Here is a 15,941-nt window from a genome sequence, read left to right on the forward strand (position 1 = left end):
AGGGAGGGAGCGGCATCAGATTCGCTTGAATACCAAGGTACCGTTGGTGCCGCCGAAGCCGAACCCGTTCGACACCACCACATCCACCTTCGCCTCGCGCGCGGTGTTAGGCACGTAATCCAGGTCGCAGCCTTCGCCCGGGTTTTCCAGGTTGATGGTCGGCGGGATGATGCCGGTTTCCAGCGCCTTGATCGTGTAGATCGCCTCCACGCCGCCAGCCGCGCCCAGCAAATGGCCGGTCATCGACTTGGTGGAACTGACCATGGTCTTGTAGGCGTGGTCGCCCAGCGCGCGCTTGATCGCCAACGTTTCGGCGAGATCGCCAAGCGGCGTCGACGTGCCGTGCGCGTTGAGGTAGCCCACGTCTTCGGGATTCACGCCGGCGTCCTTGAACGCCATCGCCATGCAGCGCGCGGGGCCTTCGCCGTTCTCGCTGGGCGCGGTCATGTGGAACGCATCCGACGACGCGCCGAAGCCGCCCAGCTCGCAGTAGATGCGCGCGCCGCGCGCCTTGGCGTGTTCGTATTCCTCGAGGATCAGGATGCCGGCGCCGTCGCCCAGCACGAAGCCGTCGCGCTCGCTGTCCCACGGCCGCGAGGCGCGGGTGGGATCGTCGTTGCGCGTGCTCATCGCCTTCATCGCGCAGAAGCCGCCCATCGAGGTCGGCGAGCTGCCGCGCTCGGCGCCGCCGGCGATCATGACGTCGGCATCGCCGTACTGGATCATGCGCATCGCCATGCCGATGCTGTGGTTGGCGGTGGCGCAGGCGGAGACGGCGGAAAAATTCGGCCCCTTGATGCCGGTCAGCAGCGAAATCTGCCCGGGCAGCATGTTGATGATGGTGCTGGGGATGTAGAACGGGCTGATCTTGCGCACCCCGCCCTCGTGCAGCTTGACCGAGGTTTCCTCGATGCCCCAGATGCCGCCGATGCCGGAACCGATCAGCGCGCCGATGCGTTCGGCATTGGCCTCGGTCACTTCCAGGCCGGCGTCCTGCATCGCCATCAGCGAGGCGGCCACGCCGTAATGGATGAAGTGATCCATCTTCTTCGCGTCCTTCGGGTTCACCCAACGGGTGATGTCGAAGTCGCGGATTTCGCCGGCGATGCGGGTGGGATAGGTGCTGGCGTCGAAGCCTTCGACCATGCCGATGCCGGAGCGGCCGTTGACGATGCCGTCCCAGTTGCTGGCCAGGTCGTTGCCCAGCGGCGAGACGATGCCCATTCCTGTGATTACAACGCGACGCTTCGACATGGCGTTCCCTCGGTTCGTTTGTTCGATGTTGCGGTGGTGCAAACGCACGGGGCCGCATCAGCGGCCCCGGCGTCAAGACTCGTGAAAGCGAATTACGCCTTGACGTGGGCCTTGATGTAGTCGATCGCGGCCTGCACGGTGCTGATCTTCTCGGCTTCTTCGTCCGGGATCTCGCACTCGAACTCTTCCTCGAGCGCCATCACCAGTTCCACGGTGTCCAGCGAATCCGCGCCCAGGTCGTCCACGAACGACGCGCTGGTGGTGACGTCTTCTTCCTTGACGCCCAGTTGTTCGATGACGATCTTCTTGACGCGCTCTTCGATGCTGCTCATGTCTGGTGGCTCCTCCCGGGAATCGGGTCAGTGGTTAGTTTACGTGAAAGCCGGCCGGCGCAAGCACCACCCGGCGGGTTTGGATCAGGGCATGTACATGCCGCCGTTGACGTGCAGGGTTTCGCCGGTGATGTAGCTGGCATTCGGGCCTGCCAGGAAGGCCACCGCCCGCGCGATGTCCGCCGGCTCGCCCAGGCGGCCCAGCGCGATCTGGCCAAGCATCGCCTCGCGGGCCTGTTCCGGCAGGTCGGCGGTCATGTCGGTGGCGATGAAGCCCGGCGCGACCACGTTCACCGTGATCCCGCGCGAACCGATTTCCTTCGCCAGCGATTTGCTGAAGGCGATGATGCCGGCCTTGGCCGCGGCGTAGTTGGCCTGCCCGGCATTACCGGTCACGCCGATCACCGAAGCGATATTCACGATGCGGCCCTTGCGCGCCTTCATCATCCCGCGCATCACCGCCTTCGACGAGCGATACACGGAGGTCAGGTTGGTGTCGAGGATGGCCTGCCAGTCCTCGTCCTTCATCCGCATCAGCAGGTTGTCGCGGGTGATGCCGGCGTTGTTGACCAGGATCGAGATGCCGCCGAATTCCGACGACACCGCATCGATCAATGCCTCGATGGCGCCGGCCTCATTGACGTTGAGGCGACGGCCGTGGCCGCCGACGGCAGACAGGCGTTCGCCGATGGCGAGCGCGCCGGCGTCCGAAGTCGCGGTACCGATCACGGTCGCGCCCTGCGCGGCCAGTTCGTCGGCAATCGCCGCGCCGATGCCGCGCGATGCGCCGGTGACCAATGCGACTTCACCTTTCAACAGCAACTCACTCATGCGTTCCATTCCTCGATGGCGCCGGCGAATTCGGCGGGCGTGCCGAGTGCGCGGGTGTCCAGTGATTTGTCGATGCGCTTGACCAGGCCGGTCAAGACCTTGCCCGGACCACATTCACCGATGCGGCCCACGCCGCGCGCAGCCAAGGCCTGCACGCAGCCGGTCCATTGCACCGGCAGGTAGAGCTGGCGCACCAGCGCCTCACGGATTGCATCGACGCTGTCGTGCGCCTGCGCATCCACGTTCTGGATCACCGGCAGCGACGGCATCCGCCAGTGCATCCCGGCCATCGTTTCGGCCAGGCGATTGGCGGCTTCGCGCATCAGTGGTGTGTGCGAAGGCACGCTGACCGCAAGCTTGACCGCCTTGCGCACCCCCTTCTCCTGCAACAGCGCCAGCGCGCGATCCACCGCCGCCGCATCACCGCCGATCACGATCTGGCCGGGAGAGTTGTAGTTGGCCGGTACGACGACCTGTGAGCCTGAGGCTTCGGCGCAGACGGCTTCGACCAGCGCGTCATCGGCGCCGAGCACGGCCGCCATCGCGCCCACGCCGGCCGGTGCGGCCTCTTGCATCAGTTGACCGCGAATCCGCACCAGGTGCGCGCCGTCGCGCAGCGACAAGGCACCGGCCGCGACCAGTGCGGTGTATTCGCCCAGGCTATGCCCAGCGAGCACCACGGGCTTCGCGCCGCCTTCCGATTCCCACAACCGCCACACGGCCACGCCCGCCGCCAACAGCGCCGGCTGGGTGTACTCGGTGCGGTTGAGCATTTCCTCGGGGCCGGCCTGCGAGAGCGCCCACAGATCGACGCCAGCACCATCCGAGGCTTCCTGGAAGGTCGCCTTCACCGACGGATGCAATTCGGACAGTTCGGCCAGCATGCCGATCGATTGCGACCCCTGGCCGGGAAAGACCAAGGCGAGTTGTGCGGGGGTTTCGCTCACGCAGGTTTCGGGCGTGGGGCGCCCGCAAAATCAAGGGACGGGCATGATACGAGCAATTGCTCTACTGCGTCTGTACCGGGGCGTATGCCCCATTCATATGTCTGTACCGAAGACGCAAGCCCTGCTCAGTAGCGCAGCAGCGCCGAGCCCCAGGTGAAGCCGCCGCCGAATGCCTCCAGCAGCACCAACTGACCGCGCTGGATCTTGCCCTCGCGCACGGCCTGGTCCAGCGCCAGCGGCACTGAACCCGAAGACGTGTTGCCATGTTTGTCCACGGTCACGATCACCCGATCCATCGGCATGTCCAGCCGCTTGGCGGTGGCTTCGATGATGCGCAGGTTGGCCTGGTGCGGCACCAGCCAGTCCAACTGATGGCGGTCCAGGCCATTCGCTTCCAGCGCTTCCTCGACTACCGAGTCCAGTGCCTTCACCGCATGCTTGAACACTTCGTTGCCGGTCATCAGCACGCGCACGCCGGCGTTCTTCTCTTCCGGCTTGAAGCCGACCGAAACGCCCACGGGGTTCCACAACAGCTCCTTCTTGCCGCCATCGGCGTGCATATGGGTGCTGAGGATGCCGGTTTCGGTATCGGCCTTCAGCACCACCGCACCGGCACCGTCGCCGAACAACACACAGGTGCCACGGTCGCTCCAGTCCAGCATCCGGGTCAGGGTTTCCGAGCCCACCACCAGCGCGGTCTTGGCCGCACCGGACTGGATGAACTTGTCGGCGATGGTCAGCGCATAGATGAAGCCGGAGCAGGCCGCATTGACGTCGAACGCCGGGCAGCCGTTGGCACCCAGCTTGTGCTGCAACAGGCAGGCCGAGGACGGGAAGATCAGGTCGGGCGTGGTGGTGCCGAGCACGATCAGGTCGATGTCGGCGGCGGTCACGCCCGCGGCTTCCATCGCGCGCAGCGAGGCCTGGTAGGCGAGATCCGAGGTGGTCTCGCCTTCCGCCGCAACATGGCGCTCACGGATGCCGGTGCGGGCCACGATCCACTCGTCGCTGGTCTCCACGAACTGGGTCAGGTCGGCGTTGGTCAGCACCTTCTCCGGCAGGTAGCTGCCAGTGCCGGCGATGCGGGAATAGATGCGACCTTCGGACTGACTCATGCGTGGACTCCTGGCTGACCCGTCACGATAGCGCGGACGGGTCGGGACATGCGGGGACTGGTTAATCCGGGACACAGAAACGCCGACGGCCGCACCATTTGGCGCGGCCGGGCGTCATCCAGCAACTACGACCTTGCGGCCGCGGATCACTCTTCGTCGACGACCTTGGTCTTCGGCGCGATGACCTGCTTGCCACGGTAGTAACCGTCGGCGGTCACGTGGTGGCGCAGGTGGGTCTCGCCGCTGGTCGGATCGGTGGCCAGCTGCTTGGCGGACAGGGCATCGTGCGCGCGGCGCATGCCACGGCGGGACGGGGAAACGCGGGACTTCTGGACAGCCATGGGACAACTCCAAATGAATACTTGCGTGAAGCTTGGTTACTGCAACTCAGCGCGACATTATCGCACTTATTTTTTCTTCAGGCCGGCCAACGCCGCGAACGGGTTGGCCTGCGCGGTTTCCTCCGCGGTCGGCACGAATTCGCGCTCCACCGCTTCGGCGTCTGGCGCGACCGGCACCACCGGCAACGCCAGGATCAATTCGTCTTCCACCAGCTCCGCCGGCTTCAGCATGCCGTCAGCCTCCACCAGCAAGGCCTCGTACTCCTCCGGCAGGGCCGATTCGTCGGCCTCGTCGCGGACCAGGCCCAGCCGTTGCACCAGCCGCACCGGCAGCACGAATCGCTGCAGGCTGCTCTGGCATTCCAGCGGCAACTCGGCCTCGATGTGCAGCTCCGCGTACGGCAGCCTCAACGCATCGGTACCGAACGCCAGCGTGTAGCGGACGTCGCCTTCGGGTTCCAGCAGGCTGTCGCGCAACCGGGTCATCGCCGCCAGCGGAATCCGGCCTTCGAATTCGCGCCGCGCCGCGACCATCCGCCAGGCATCCACGGTCTCTGGCACCAGGCTGTTCGATTGGTCGGACATAGCCGGAAAATGTTACGGGGCCGCGGGTTTCCTGTCAAATCAAGGCGATGCACCCGGTTTTGCCCGGGTTGAGCCGGATTGCCGCACGGCCGGTGCTCGCGCAGACTGCACGGATGAAACTGGCCCTGCCTCTGCTGTTGCTCGCCACCATCACGACGGTTCTGTGGCTGTCATTGCGTACCCGCCAGCGCAGCAAAACCCGCGAACGCACGATCCGCGGCGTGCTGGACGCCGCAGACGCACTTGAAGCCCGGCTGCGCACTGCCCGCGACGAGCTCGAAGCCGTCGCAGGCGAAAATGAGAATCCGGTGCGCGGTGCCATGCAGGAGATCTTGCGCCAGCGCCTGTGGCTGCAGGACAACGCCGCCTCCGCCGACCTGGCCCAGCTCGACGCCGTCCGCCGCTCGCTGGACAGCGCGCGGACGACCCTTGAGCAGCAGTTGCAACGGGTCTCGCAAGCCCGGTCCGGACAGTAAGCGTGCCGCGCCTGGTCCTTGCCTCCACCTCGCGCTACCGACGCGAACTACTGGAACGGTTGCGCCTGCCCTTTGATGTCGCGCGCCCCGACGTGGACGAAACCGCCCTGCCCGGCGAATCCCCGCGCGACCTTGCGATCCGGCTGGCCGAAGCAAAGGCGCGGGCCGTGGCCTCTCAACAGATCAACGACAGCTGGGCGCTGGGTTCCGACCAGGTCGCCGAAGTCGAAGGCCATTCGCTGGGCAAACCCGGTGGGTGCGGGGCCGCGATCGCACAACTGCGAGCGATGTCGGGCCGCGTGGTGCGCTTCCATACCGCGTTATGCCTTGCGCATGCGGATGGCCGCAGCTTCGCCGGCATCGACCTGACCGAAGTGCATTTCCGTGTGCTGACCGACGACGAGATCGAGCGCTATGTCGATGCCGAACAGCCCTTCGATTGCGCCGGCAGTTTCAAGTCGGAAGGCCTGGGCATCAGCCTGTTCGAACGCATCGACAATCGCGACCCGACCGCCTTGATCGGGCTGCCGATGATCGCGACCTGCGAGTTGCTGAGAAAAGCCGGCTTTCCCCTGCCGTAGGCAATCGACTCAGCGCACTTCGATCTTCTGCTCCGGCCAATCCTCGACACTGCCGTCCGCACCGCGCAGGCGCAGTCCCAACCAGTGTTCGCCGGGCGAAGCGCCTTCGACCCTCGCACGGAAATACACATTCGGATGGTTCGGGTCGGTGCTGAGCTTCCAGAAATCGGCGACGCCGGTATTCGCCTCGCCATAGCGGGCCTGCGCCACGACGCGACCGTCCAGCAACACATCGACCGCGCGCAGGCCGACACCGTCCTTGAACGCCCAGCCGGCAATATCGAACGCTCCAGTGACAACAGCGGAAGGCGTCGGCGTGTCGATGAACGCCAGCGCGGGCGTCGTACACGCACCGTCGCGCATCGGCCCGTCGAACGTGAACAGCAGAAAACGCTGGCGGCCGTGGTCGACGTTCAGCACCTGCGGTGGCGGCAATGGCCCGACCTGTGCGCACAGCGCGTGGTAATGCGCGAGCTGGTCGCGGAAATCGACGTCGTTCGCACTGGCGACCAGCAACACCGGGCCATCACCGAGCGAGGCGCGGGTGGAATGCGACAGTTTCCATAACGCCAGCTGCGGCGCCCGGCCATGCTTCTCGTTGAGCGGGTGATCGAGCACGGCGATATCCGCGTCATCGCGGGCAAAACCAAGTTCGGCGCCGATCTTGAAGTTACCGGCGAGGATGGTGCTGCCCGTCGGCATCGCCGCGAGTCTTTCGCGCACCGCGGCGTCCAGTTCATTCCAACCGGCGAAGTTGGTGGGATGGAAATTCTGCGCTGCCGTCTGCGCGCGCAACGACGGAGTGGCGGCGGCGATGTAATAGCCGAGTACCGCGGCCAAGCCGAGCGCGGCCGTTCCCCATGTCGCGAAGCGCCAGCCTCGCGACCAGCGTGAAAGCACCGCAGGCACCAGCGGCAACAGGGCGAGGTATCCCGGCAACGGCCAATGGAAACTCACCCGCTCGCGGTCGGAGAAGAAGCCGAGTGCGAGGAAGCCGAGCACGATCATCGCCCCGCTCAGTGCCAGGTATCGTGTTGCCGGCTTTGCATCGCGCACGCCGCGCCATGCAGCGACCGTCATTGCCGCCAACAACAGCGGCGTGGCCAGCAGCAATTGCATGCGGCCCAGGCGAATGCCTTCGCCGCTGAAACTCCACGGATGGCGATCGACCAGCTGGAAGCGCAGGCCGGCATCGGCGTTGTGCAGGTTCCACAGCAGCAACGGCAACCACGCCAGCGCACCGACAAGGACCGCAGCCCACACCCGTTTGTCGCGCAAGGCCGCGCGGCCCTCGCGCAACATCAGCAAGGCGACGAACCCCACCGCGATCACGGCGGCGAAGCGATAGTGGGTCAGGCTGCCCATGACAAGCCCGAACGCCAATTCGCCCGCCGAAAATGCATCGACACCGCGCAGCAGCCGCAGGCCGCCATCCAGGCAAAGCGCGGTGGCCAGCAACAATGGCACGTCGGGCAAGGCCAGCAATCCCAGCGTCCCGGCGAGCGGCAGCAGCAAGGCCAGCGTGCCCGCCTGCCAGCCGGTCTTCGCATCGAACTCGCGCGCCGTCATGCGTGCGACGAGCCACGGGATCGCGGCGGCAATCGCAAGGAACGGCAAGCGCAATGCGAGAGCGCCATCACCCAGCTCATCGCCGATCCGCGCCAGCCACGCGGTCAGGCCGGGCAGATCGGAATAGGCCCAGGCCAGATGGCGGCCTTCCTGCCAATAGAAGGCCTCGTCCACGAACAATGGCAGCTGGCTCGCCAACCCGACCTTGAACACGAGCAGGATCAGCCATACACCAATGAACCAGCGCTTGCCGACGTCCGCTTCCTGCATGCCCCGCATCTGTCCGTGACCTCGCTACACTGACCCAATCCAGACCGAGGACGCCCATGTCCGCACCCACGGCAACCGACGCGATGCTACCCGATGCTCTGCGTAGCGCATTGCGCGATGCGCAGGCGCAGGTCAATACATTGGTGCTGGGCAAGCCACTACAAGTGCGGCTCGCCTTCGTCGCCCTGCTCGCAGACGGCCACCTGCTGATCGAGGATCTGCCCGGCCTGGGCAAGACCACGCTGGCGCATGCGATGGCAGCAACGCTGGGGCTCGGCTTCCAGCGAGTGCAGTTCACCTCCGACCTGCTGCCTGCGGACATCCTGGGCGTATCCGTGTATGAGGCACAAACGCGCCGCTTCGAATTCCATTCCGGCCCGGTGTTCACCCATGTGCTGCTGGCCGACGAAATCAATCGCGCACCGCCGCGCACGCAAAGTGCGCTGCTGGAGGCGATGGCCGAACACCAAGTCAGCATCGACGGACAGACCCGCGCCCTGCCCGACCCGTTCCTGGTCATCGCCACCCAGAACCCTGTCGATCTGGCCGGCACCTATCCGCTGCCGGATTCGCAGCTGGATCGCTTCCTGCTGCGACTTGCATTGGGTTATCCGGATGAAGCCGCCGAACTTGCCCTGCTGGCCGGCAGCGACCGCCGCGACATGATCGCGCGGGCCACACCGCTGCTGGATGCCGAACGCGTCATCGCGTTGCGTCGTGCAGTACTCGACGTACATGCCAGCGAACCGCTGCTGTCATACGTGCAGGCGCTGGTGTCGCGCAGCCGCAAGCATCCGGGCGTGCGCGTAGGCCTGTCGCCACGCGCGGGGCTAGCATTGTTGCGCGCGGCACGCGCGCATGCGCTGCTGCTGGGCCGCGCCCATGTGATTCCGGAAGACGTGCAGGCGCTGTTCCCGTCGGTGGCCGAACACCGGCTGGTCGGCGACGCGGATACCTCGACCGCGACGCTGGCGAAGGCGATCCTGCACGCCGTGCCCGTCGACTGACCCATGCTGGCCGCACTGCGCCGACGCATGCAGTCGTGGATGCGGCCGCGCCAGGCGGAAACCCTGCCGGCGTGCCTGCAGCGCAACCGCATCTACGTGCTGCCCACGATGACCGGCCTGTTCTTCGGCTTGTTGCTCGGCACCATGGGCTTGGGCGCGCTCAACTTCAACAACAACCCGGCGCTGCTGCTGGCTTTGCTGCTGGCCGGCGCCGCGCAAGCCAGCCTGATTTCGGCGCACATGCAATTGTCCGGCGTCGTGGTCGACACAATCGCAGCCGACCCGGTGCCGGCAGGCGAGCCCTTGCGCCTGCGTATCGGATTGGGCGCGCACGATGCGCGCATGCGCCGTGGCATGCGCCTCGCCAGCGGGAATTCCCACGTACATGTCGAGTTCGACCACAACGGCGGTACCGCGGAACTACCGTTGCCGACCGAGCGCCGCGGCCTGATGCCGCTGCCGCGACTGGAGCTGAGCACGGTGCAGCCGTTGGGCCTGGCGCGCGCCTGGGCCTATGTCTGGCCCGCGCAATCGGCGCTGGTGTACCCGGCGCCGGAAGCGCAGGCACCGCCGTTACCCGCACCCGCCGGCGATGCCGGCCGCGCGCAAGTCACCCGTGCCGGCGACGATGTCCACCACCTGCGCGGTTACCGTACGGGCGATGCGCCGCGCAGCGTGGCCTGGAAAGCCTCCGCGCGGCGCGACAGCCTGCTGGTGCGCGAATACGAACAGCACCGCAGCGACCAGTTGTTGCTGGACTGGCCGCTCACCGCCGGCCTGCCCCACGAACAACGCATCCGTCGGCTGGCACGCTGGGTGGACGATGCCGAACGCGAAGGTCGTCGTTATGCCCTGCAGATTCCGGGGCAAGCACCAATCCCGATGGGACTTGGCGAGGCGCACCGCCATCGCTGCCTGCGTGCGCTGGCGCTGATGCCGGGCGAGGCTGCGCATGGTTGACCTGCGTAGGTTTTTTTCACATACCAAGTCACCACTGATGCGCGTACGCACGCATGCATTGACCCTGCTGGCCGCCGCTGCCTGTCTGCTGCCCTTACTGCTGCAATTGCCGCCTGCTCTTGGTCTTGGTTTCGGGCTTGTCGCGATCCTCATCGCGATCGCGTCCTGGAGGCGCAGGCTGCCGTTCCTGCTGCGCCTGCTGATCGGCATCAGCATGATCGCAGCGATCGCCATCATCGCTCCTGGCGTGGGCCGCGATACCGCCTGCACGGTGCTCGCGGCCATGCTGGCGCTGAAACCCTCGGAAACCTCCAGCCTGCGCGATGGCCGCAGCCTGGTCGGTTTCGCCTTGTTCGCCCCGTTCGCCGCCTTCCTGCTCGACCAAGGGCCAACCAGCCTGCTGCTTGCATTGGCCGCCGTGCTTGCGTCCCTGCTGGCACTGCAGCAACTGGCCTATGACGAAGCCCAAGTCCGCATCCCTGCCGCATACTGGCGGCAGGCTTCCAGCGGCGTGTTGAAACTGGTTGCACTCGGGCTGCCACTGGCGATGGCCGCGTTCTGGCTGTTCCCGCGCCTGCCTACGCCATTGTGGGGCCTGCCGGATCGAGCGGTCGCCAAGCCCGGACTCTCCGACAGCATGACGCCAGGTGGCTGGCTGGATCTCATGAACGACGACAGCCCGGCAGCACGCGTGCAGTTCTTCGGTGCAGCGCCCTCCCGGGAACAGATGTATTGGCGCGGCCCGGTGTTATGGGATTTCGATGGCCGCACCTGGCGCCAGATCAAGCAGCTGCAGTACATGCCCGCAGCACCGATGCAGGCAGCTGGCACGGGCTGGGACTACCTGATCGAACCCGAGCCGACCGAACACCGGCAGCTGATCGCACTGGATCTGCCGACACAAGTACCGGGTGGCGCTTTCATCGCCCTCGACTACAGCACGTACTCCACGGCACCGCTCAACGGCGTGACCCGCTGGCGAATGCGCTCAGCTGCGCCAGCTGCCGCGGAACCCGAGCTGCCACTGGTGTTGCGCCAACGCGCGCTGGAACTGCCGACCGGCTTCAACCCACGCACGCTCGCCATGGGTCGACAATGGCGGCGCGAGGCCGGCAACGACACACAGGGCCGTGCAGACGCCTCTATCGTCGATCGCGCCCTGGCAATGATCCGCCGCGAGTTCGCCTACACCCTGGACGTGCCTCTGGCCGGGCGAAACGAAATCGACGATTTCCTGTTCGACCGCAAGCAGGGGTATTGCGAGCATTTCAGTTCGTCTTTCGTGGTGTTGATGCGGGCCGCCGGCATTCCCTCGCGCGTGGTCACCGGTTACGCGGGCGGCTACCGCAACCCGGTGGGCGACTATTGGCTGGTGCTGAACTCGGACGCGCATGCCTGGGCCGAAGTCTGGCTGCCCCGGCGTGGCTGGGTACGGGTTGACCCCACCGCCGCCGTCGCTCCGGAGCGGGTGTTCGATACCCTCGTCGACCGCCAACCAGGTCGTATCGGCGCATTCGACGGCCTGGTGCCGATGTTCAATGTCGGCGACTGGCTACGCCGCGGCTGGAACGACTTCGTGCTTGGCTACGACGCCCAACGCCAGCAGCGGTTGTTCAACCCGTTCGGCAAGAATCGGATCAGCAGCCACGGATTGATCCTGATGTTTACCGCAGTCGCGGCGCTCGCGCTGGCGTGGATGGCTTGGCTGCTCGCACGCGGGGAGCGCGAGAAAGACCCGCTGCTGCGTGCATGGCATCAATTGGGGCGTCGCTATGCACGACAAGGAAACGGCCGTGCCATTCATGAACCCGCCGAGGCCTGGGCTGAACGCGTCGGCGCAGACGTACCAGAATCCGGGGCTCCCCTGCGCGCGCTCAGCCGGCGTTTCTCCAACGCGCGGTATGCTGCAAAAGACACCAGCGAGTTGCGCCGGCTGTTGCGCGACCTGGCCACGCATCGACCGTGAAGTTTTCCCTGCATCATGGAGCCGCCATGAACATCCGCATCCTGACCATCGGCATCGCCACGATCATGCTCGGTGCCTGCGCAACCGTGCCCAAGCCCCTGCAAGGTCAATTCCAGGTACTGACCCCGCACGAAGCCGCGGCAAGCGATCACATCGGCGCAACCGTGCGTTGGGGTGGCCGCATCATCCGCACTGAACCGCGCGCCGATCGCACTTGCTTCGAGGTGATTTCTACCAAGCTGAATGCCGATGGTCGCCCGTACCAAGCCAGCGATGACACTGCGGGCCGCTTCATCGCCTGCCGTACCGGCTTCTATGATCCGGCCTTGTTCGAGCCGAATCGCGAAGTGACCTTCACTGGCCGCATCGACGGCTATGAAGAGCGCAAGGTGGACGAATACGCCTACAAATTCCCGCGGGTCGCCGCCGACGTGGTCTACCTGTGGCCGCAACGCGAACGGGTGAACGTGGTGACGCGCCCGGATCCGTGGATGTGGGGCTGGAGTGGTAGATGGGGCTGGGGCTGGTAAGCACCCAGCTTCAGGTTCAGGCAGGCGTACCGAAGCGCCCCAACGGTGCACCCGCCAGCAGGTGCAGGTGGATCTGGAACACGGTCTGCCCGCCGTCGCCATTGCAATTCATGACGATGCGGTAGCCATCCCCGGCGAAGCCCTGCGCCTTCGCGTAGCGCGCGGCGGCGGTGGCAAGGCGGCCGATGACGATGGCCTGCTCTTCCGGCACGTCGTTCAGCGTGGCGAAGTCGATCTTTGGCACGAACAGCACATGCACCGGCGCCTGCGGGGCGATGTCGCGGAACGCGATCAGGTGCTCGTCCTCGTACACGATGTCGGCCGGGATCTCGCGACGGATGATCTTGTGGAAGATGGTCTCGCTCATGCGCTGCTCCGCTCTCAGGAGGTGATTTCGCTGCGGCTGCCGAAGGCATGCGACAACGTGCCGCGGTCCACGTATTCCAGCTCGCCACCCAGCGGCACGCCATGCGCCAGCCGGCTTGGGTGCACCTTGTGCGCCCGCGCCAGCTGCGCCAGGTAATGCGCGGTGGCCTCGCCTTCAACCGTCGGGTTGGTGGCGACGATCATCTCCTGCACCTCGCCCTCGCCCAGCCGCTGCGCAAGCTGGTCCAAGCCGAGTTCGCGCGGGCCGATCCCGTCCAGCGGGCTGAGCCGCCCCTGCAGCACGAAATACAGGCCGCGGAAACCGGTGGCCTGCTCGATCGCCAATCGATCCGCCGGCGACTCGACGATGCACAGCTGGTGCGCATCACGTGCGCCGCTGCTGCAGGTCGGGCACAACTCGGTCTCGCTGAAATCGCGGCAACGCTTGCAGTGGCCGACATGCTCCATCGCCTGCGCCAAAGCGCCCGCCAACCGTTTGCCGCCATCGCGCTGGCGCTCCAGCAGGTGGTAGGCCATCCGCTGCGCGGATTTCTGGCCCACGCCGGGCAGCACGCGCAAGGCGTCGATCAGTTGTTCAAGCAGCGAAACACTCACGTCGGGACTGCCTGCCGTTAAAACGGCAGCTTCATGCCCGGCGGCAACTGCATGCCGGCGGTGGCCGCCGACATCTTCGACTGCGATTCCGCATTGATCTTGTTGACCGCATCATTGAACGCGGCGGCGATCAGGTCTTCGGCCATTTCCGGATCGGCCAGCATCGACGGATCGATGCGCACCTTGCGGCAGTCCATGCGACCGCCCAGGGTCACGCTGACCATGCCGGCGCCGGCATTGCCGACCACTTCCAGCGCGGCCACTTCCTCCTGCGCACGCTGCATGTCTTCCTGCATCTTCTGTGCCTGCTGCATCAGCTGGGCGATGTTTCCACGCATGTCGGTGTCTCGTGTGTTCGTTTGGAAAAAGATTGCGTCGTTGCCAGGGGAAATCAATCCTTGCCGAGTGGCCGGATCGAATCCGGCACGATCTGCGCGCCATGCACCTGCACCAGCCGCTGGATATCCGGGTCTGCGGCGAAACCCTGCTCCGCGCCCGCCTGCTTCTCCTCGCGTTCGCGCACATTGCGCACCCGCGCAGTGTCGCCACGCGGCTCGCCGGTTTCGAAGCGCAGCTGCACCGCGCCACCAAGCAGTGATGACAAAGCATCGCCCAGCTGCAAGACCAGGCTGGGCGATTTCAGGTGTTCGTCCCCAGGCGCCAGGGTCAGCCGCAACACGCCATCGGAATGCGCCAGGAACGCTGCGTGCTCGGCCAACAGGCGTGCCGGCCCACGCAGGCTGCTGCGCGCGACCAGTTCCAGCCAATGTTCGCTGTCGGTGACCAGCATGGCGGTGGACGCCTGCGGCGATGCAGACACGACTACCGGCGGCGGGGCGAATTCCGCTTCGCGCGGCTCGGCGACGCGCATCGGCGGCGGCGTTTGCGGCTGTGCCTGCAGGCGCGGCGCGGGCTCCGCCAATGCGGCACGCGCCTGTTCGGCGGCCGCCGTTGGCGCATTCGAACGAACGACAGGTGTCGCTGGTTTCGTCGTCGCTGCGGCAGCGCGCGGCAGCGACGCCTGTGCGCTGGCTTCGCCCGGGCGGAACGCGAGCATTCGCAGCAGGCTCATCTCGAAGCCGCTGCGCGGACTGGGCGCATACCCCAAGTCGCGGCGGCCGTTGAGCGCCATCTGGTACCAGAGCTGCACCAGCTCCGGGCGCAGCTGCGTGGCCAACGCATCGATGTCGATGGCATCGCTGCCGGTTTCCACCGTCGGCACCAATTGCTTGACCTGGATCCGGTGCAAGGCCTCTGACAGCGCATCCAGCACGCTGCCCCAGTCCGGTGAGAACTCCGCGAGCTGCGCCGCCTCATCGAGCAAACGCTGGCCATCGCCATCGGCCAATGCGGACAGCAGTGCTTGCACGCGATTGCGATCCACCGTGCCCAGCATCGCCGCCACCGCAGCGGCGTCCAGGCGGCCGCCCGTGTAGGCGATCGCCTGATCCAGCAGCGACAGGCCATCGCGCAGGCTGCCATCGGCGGCATGCGCCAGCTGGCGCACCGCGTCGTCATCGGCCTCGATGTTTTCCGCGCCCAGGATCTTGCTGATTTGCCCGCGGATCTGCGCTTCGTCCAGCCGCTTCAGGTTGAACTGCAGGCAGCGGCTCAACACCGTGACCAGCAGCTTTTCCGGATCGGTGGTGGCGAACAGGAACTTGACGTGTTCCGGCGGCTCTTCCAGCGTCTTCAGCAGCGCATTGAACGCCTGCTTGGACAACATGTGCACTTCGTCGATCAGGTAGACCTTGTACTTGCCGCGCGACGGCATGTACTGCGCGTTCTCGATCAGCTCGCGCACGTTGTCCACGCCGGTGTTGGACGCGGCGTCGATCTCCAGCAAGTCGATGTAGCGGCCGGCATCGATGGCCAGGCACGTCTCGCATTCGCCGCAGGGATCGGCACCAGTGCCGCGCTCGCAGTTCAACGATTTGGCGAAGATGCGCGCGATGGTGGTCTTGCCCACCCCGCGGGTACCGGTGAACAGGAAGGCATGGTGGACGCGGCCGGTTTCCAGCGCATTGGTCAGCGCGCGCACCACGTGTTCCTGCCCGACCAATTCGGCGAAACGCTTGGGCCGCCACTTGCGGGCGAGGACGAGATAGGACATGCCCGCATTGTCGCATGCACCGACGCCCCGCTTCGATGAACGGGAGTCGCAGTGCTCTTGCTCTTTAAGCCCCCTTGGTAAGG

At 66.0% G+C, this 15,941-nt stretch carries 18 protein-coding genes; 6 read left to right on the forward strand and 12 right to left on the reverse strand.

The window, feature by feature from the left end; translation table 11 throughout:
- Nucleotides 1-15: 15 nt before the first annotated feature.
- From fabF to G7079_RS09765, 7 genes are all read right to left on the reverse strand, one after another.
- Entirely contained in the window at nt 16-1,254 is a 1,239-nt protein-coding gene (gene fabF / locus G7079_RS09735) for a beta-ketoacyl-ACP synthase II (RefSeq protein ID WP_166057120.1), read from the reverse strand.
- A gap of 92 nt (nt 1,255-1,346) precedes the next feature.
- Entirely contained in the window at nt 1,347-1,586 is a 240-nt protein-coding gene (acpP, locus tag G7079_RS09740) for an acyl carrier protein (RefSeq protein WP_139715304.1), read from the reverse strand.
- Nucleotides 1,587-1,670: 84 nt separating this feature from the next.
- The gene (fabG, locus tag G7079_RS09745; protein ID WP_166057121.1) at nt 1,671-2,417 is read right to left on the reverse strand and encodes a 3-oxoacyl-ACP reductase FabG; all 747 of its coding nucleotides are present in this window, start codon (nt 2,415-2,417) and stop codon (nt 1,671-1,673) included.
- Nucleotides 2,414-3,364, reverse strand: coding sequence for an ACP S-malonyltransferase (gene fabD / locus G7079_RS09750; protein WP_255453155.1), 951 nt, complete (start codon nt 3,362-3,364; stop codon nt 2,414-2,416). Before fabD ends, fabG begins: the two co-directional genes overlap by 4 nt.
- A gap of 125 nt (nt 3,365-3,489) precedes the next feature.
- Entirely contained in the window at nt 3,490-4,479 is a 990-nt protein-coding gene (locus G7079_RS09755) for a beta-ketoacyl-ACP synthase III (protein ID WP_166057123.1), read from the reverse strand.
- Nucleotides 4,480-4,625: 146 nt separating this feature from the next.
- Nucleotides 4,626-4,820: a 50S ribosomal protein L32 gene (rpmF, locus tag G7079_RS09760; RefSeq protein ID WP_139715308.1), complete on the reverse strand. Its 195-nt coding sequence runs from the start codon at nt 4,818-4,820 to the stop codon at nt 4,626-4,628.
- A 66-nt stretch (nt 4,821-4,886) separates the two neighbouring features.
- Nucleotides 4,887-5,405, reverse strand: coding sequence for a YceD family protein (locus G7079_RS09765; RefSeq protein WP_166057124.1), 519 nt, complete (start codon nt 5,403-5,405; stop codon nt 4,887-4,889).
- A gap of 113 nt (nt 5,406-5,518) precedes the next feature.
- Between G7079_RS09765 and G7079_RS09770 the strand changes: the two genes are divergently transcribed.
- Together G7079_RS09770 and G7079_RS09775 are read left to right on the forward strand one after the other, a co-directional pair.
- Complete coding sequence (locus tag G7079_RS09770) at nt 5,519-5,881, forward strand: hypothetical protein (protein ID WP_166057125.1); 363 nt, start codon at nt 5,519-5,521, stop codon at nt 5,879-5,881.
- A gap of 2 nt (nt 5,882-5,883) precedes the next feature.
- The gene (locus tag G7079_RS09775) at nt 5,884-6,462 is read left to right on the forward strand and encodes a Maf family nucleotide pyrophosphatase (RefSeq protein ID WP_166057126.1); all 579 of its coding nucleotides are present in this window, start codon (nt 5,884-5,886) and stop codon (nt 6,460-6,462) included.
- 9 nt (nt 6,463-6,471) lie between these two features.
- On the opposite strand, the gene G7079_RS09780 is transcribed toward G7079_RS09775, so the two are convergent.
- A complete protein-coding gene (locus G7079_RS09780; RefSeq protein ID WP_166057127.1) occupies nt 6,472-8,310 on the reverse strand; it encodes a glycosyltransferase family 39 protein in 1,839 nt (612 codons plus the stop codon).
- Nucleotides 8,311-8,357: 47 nt separating this feature from the next.
- Here G7079_RS09780 and G7079_RS09785 point away from each other — a divergent pair, with 47 nt between their 5' ends.
- From G7079_RS09785 to G7079_RS09800, 4 genes are read left to right on the forward strand one after another with little or no spacing between them, the layout of a single operon-like run.
- The gene (locus G7079_RS09785) at nt 8,358-9,308 is read left to right on the forward strand and encodes an AAA family ATPase (protein ID WP_166057128.1); all 951 of its coding nucleotides are present in this window, start codon (nt 8,358-8,360) and stop codon (nt 9,306-9,308) included.
- Between the two features lie 3 nt (nt 9,309-9,311).
- Nucleotides 9,312-10,268: a DUF58 domain-containing protein gene (locus G7079_RS09790; protein WP_166057129.1), complete on the forward strand. Its 957-nt coding sequence runs from the start codon at nt 9,312-9,314 to the stop codon at nt 10,266-10,268.
- A gap of 37 nt (nt 10,269-10,305) precedes the next feature.
- Complete coding sequence (locus G7079_RS09795) at nt 10,306-12,234, forward strand: DUF3488 and transglutaminase-like domain-containing protein (protein ID WP_166057913.1); 1,929 nt, start codon at nt 10,306-10,308, stop codon at nt 12,232-12,234.
- Nucleotides 12,235-12,260: 26 nt separating this feature from the next.
- Nucleotides 12,261-12,764 carry a Slp family lipoprotein gene (locus G7079_RS09800; protein WP_166057130.1) on the forward strand — a complete coding sequence of 168 codons (504 nt, stop codon included), beginning with the start codon at nt 12,261-12,263 and terminating at the stop codon, nt 12,762-12,764.
- A gap of 16 nt (nt 12,765-12,780) precedes the next feature.
- Here G7079_RS09800 and G7079_RS09805 read toward each other — a convergent pair whose 3' ends face one another.
- From G7079_RS09805 to dnaX, 4 genes are read right to left on the reverse strand one after another with little or no spacing between them, the layout of a single operon-like run.
- A complete protein-coding gene (locus G7079_RS09805) occupies nt 12,781-13,131 on the reverse strand; it encodes a histidine triad nucleotide-binding protein (protein WP_166057131.1) in 351 nt (116 codons plus the stop codon).
- A gap of 14 nt (nt 13,132-13,145) precedes the next feature.
- A complete protein-coding gene (recR, locus tag G7079_RS09810; RefSeq protein ID WP_166057132.1) occupies nt 13,146-13,745 on the reverse strand; it encodes a recombination mediator RecR in 600 nt (199 codons plus the stop codon).
- A 17-nt stretch (nt 13,746-13,762) separates the two neighbouring features.
- On the reverse strand, nt 13,763-14,083 hold the full coding sequence (locus G7079_RS09815) for a YbaB/EbfC family nucleoid-associated protein (protein WP_166057133.1): 321 nt from the start codon (nt 14,081-14,083) through the stop codon (nt 13,763-13,765).
- Nucleotides 14,084-14,136: 53 nt separating this feature from the next.
- Nucleotides 14,137-15,858: a DNA polymerase III subunit gamma/tau gene (gene dnaX / locus G7079_RS09820; RefSeq protein WP_166057134.1), complete on the reverse strand. Its 1,722-nt coding sequence runs from the start codon at nt 15,856-15,858 to the stop codon at nt 14,137-14,139.
- Between the last annotated feature and the right edge of the window lie 83 nt (nt 15,859-15,941).

This window comes from Thermomonas sp. HDW16, from assembly GCF_011302915.1.
GTDB lineage: Bacteria > Pseudomonadota > Gammaproteobacteria > Xanthomonadales > Xanthomonadaceae > Thermomonas.

Excerpts from the sequence above, each read along its gene's own strand:
- G7079_RS09795 (WP_166057913.1), top strand. The coding sequence starts at position 10,306 with ATGCGCGTACGCACGCATGCATTGACCCTGCTGGCCGCCGCTGCCTGT.
- G7079_RS09765 (WP_166057124.1), bottom strand. The coding sequence starts at position 5,405 with ATGTCCGACCAATCGAACAGCCTGGTGCCAGAGACCGTGGATGCCTGG.
- G7079_RS09780 (WP_166057127.1), bottom strand. The coding sequence starts at position 8,310 with ATGCGGGGCATGCAGGAAGCGGACGTCGGCAAGCGCTGGTTCATTGGT.
- G7079_RS09770 (WP_166057125.1), top strand. The coding sequence starts at position 5,519 with ATGAAACTGGCCCTGCCTCTGCTGTTGCTCGCCACCATCACGACGGTT.
- G7079_RS09805 (WP_166057131.1), bottom strand. The coding sequence starts at position 13,131 with ATGAGCGAGACCATCTTCCACAAGATCATCCGTCGCGAGATCCCGGCC.
- G7079_RS09800 (WP_166057130.1), top strand. The coding sequence starts at position 12,261 with ATGAACATCCGCATCCTGACCATCGGCATCGCCACGATCATGCTCGGT.
- acpP (WP_139715304.1), bottom strand. The coding sequence starts at position 1,586 with ATGAGCAGCATCGAAGAGCGCGTCAAGAAGATCGTCATCGAACAACTG.
- fabF (WP_166057120.1), bottom strand. The coding sequence starts at position 1,254 with ATGTCGAAGCGTCGCGTTGTAATCACAGGAATGGGCATCGTCTCGCCG.
- G7079_RS09785 (WP_166057128.1), top strand. The coding sequence starts at position 8,358 with ATGTCCGCACCCACGGCAACCGACGCGATGCTACCCGATGCTCTGCGT.
- G7079_RS09790 (WP_166057129.1), top strand. The coding sequence starts at position 9,312 with ATGCTGGCCGCACTGCGCCGACGCATGCAGTCGTGGATGCGGCCGCGC.
- fabG (WP_166057121.1), bottom strand. The coding sequence starts at position 2,417 with ATGAGTGAGTTGCTGTTGAAAGGTGAAGTCGCATTGGTCACCGGCGCA.
- G7079_RS09815 (WP_166057133.1), bottom strand. The coding sequence starts at position 14,083 with ATGCGTGGAAACATCGCCCAGCTGATGCAGCAGGCACAGAAGATGCAG.
- dnaX (WP_166057134.1), bottom strand. The coding sequence starts at position 15,858 with ATGTCCTATCTCGTCCTCGCCCGCAAGTGGCGGCCCAAGCGTTTCGCC.
- G7079_RS09755 (WP_166057123.1), bottom strand. The coding sequence starts at position 4,479 with ATGAGTCAGTCCGAAGGTCGCATCTATTCCCGCATCGCCGGCACTGGC.
- rpmF (WP_139715308.1), bottom strand. The coding sequence starts at position 4,820 with ATGGCTGTCCAGAAGTCCCGCGTTTCCCCGTCCCGCCGTGGCATGCGC.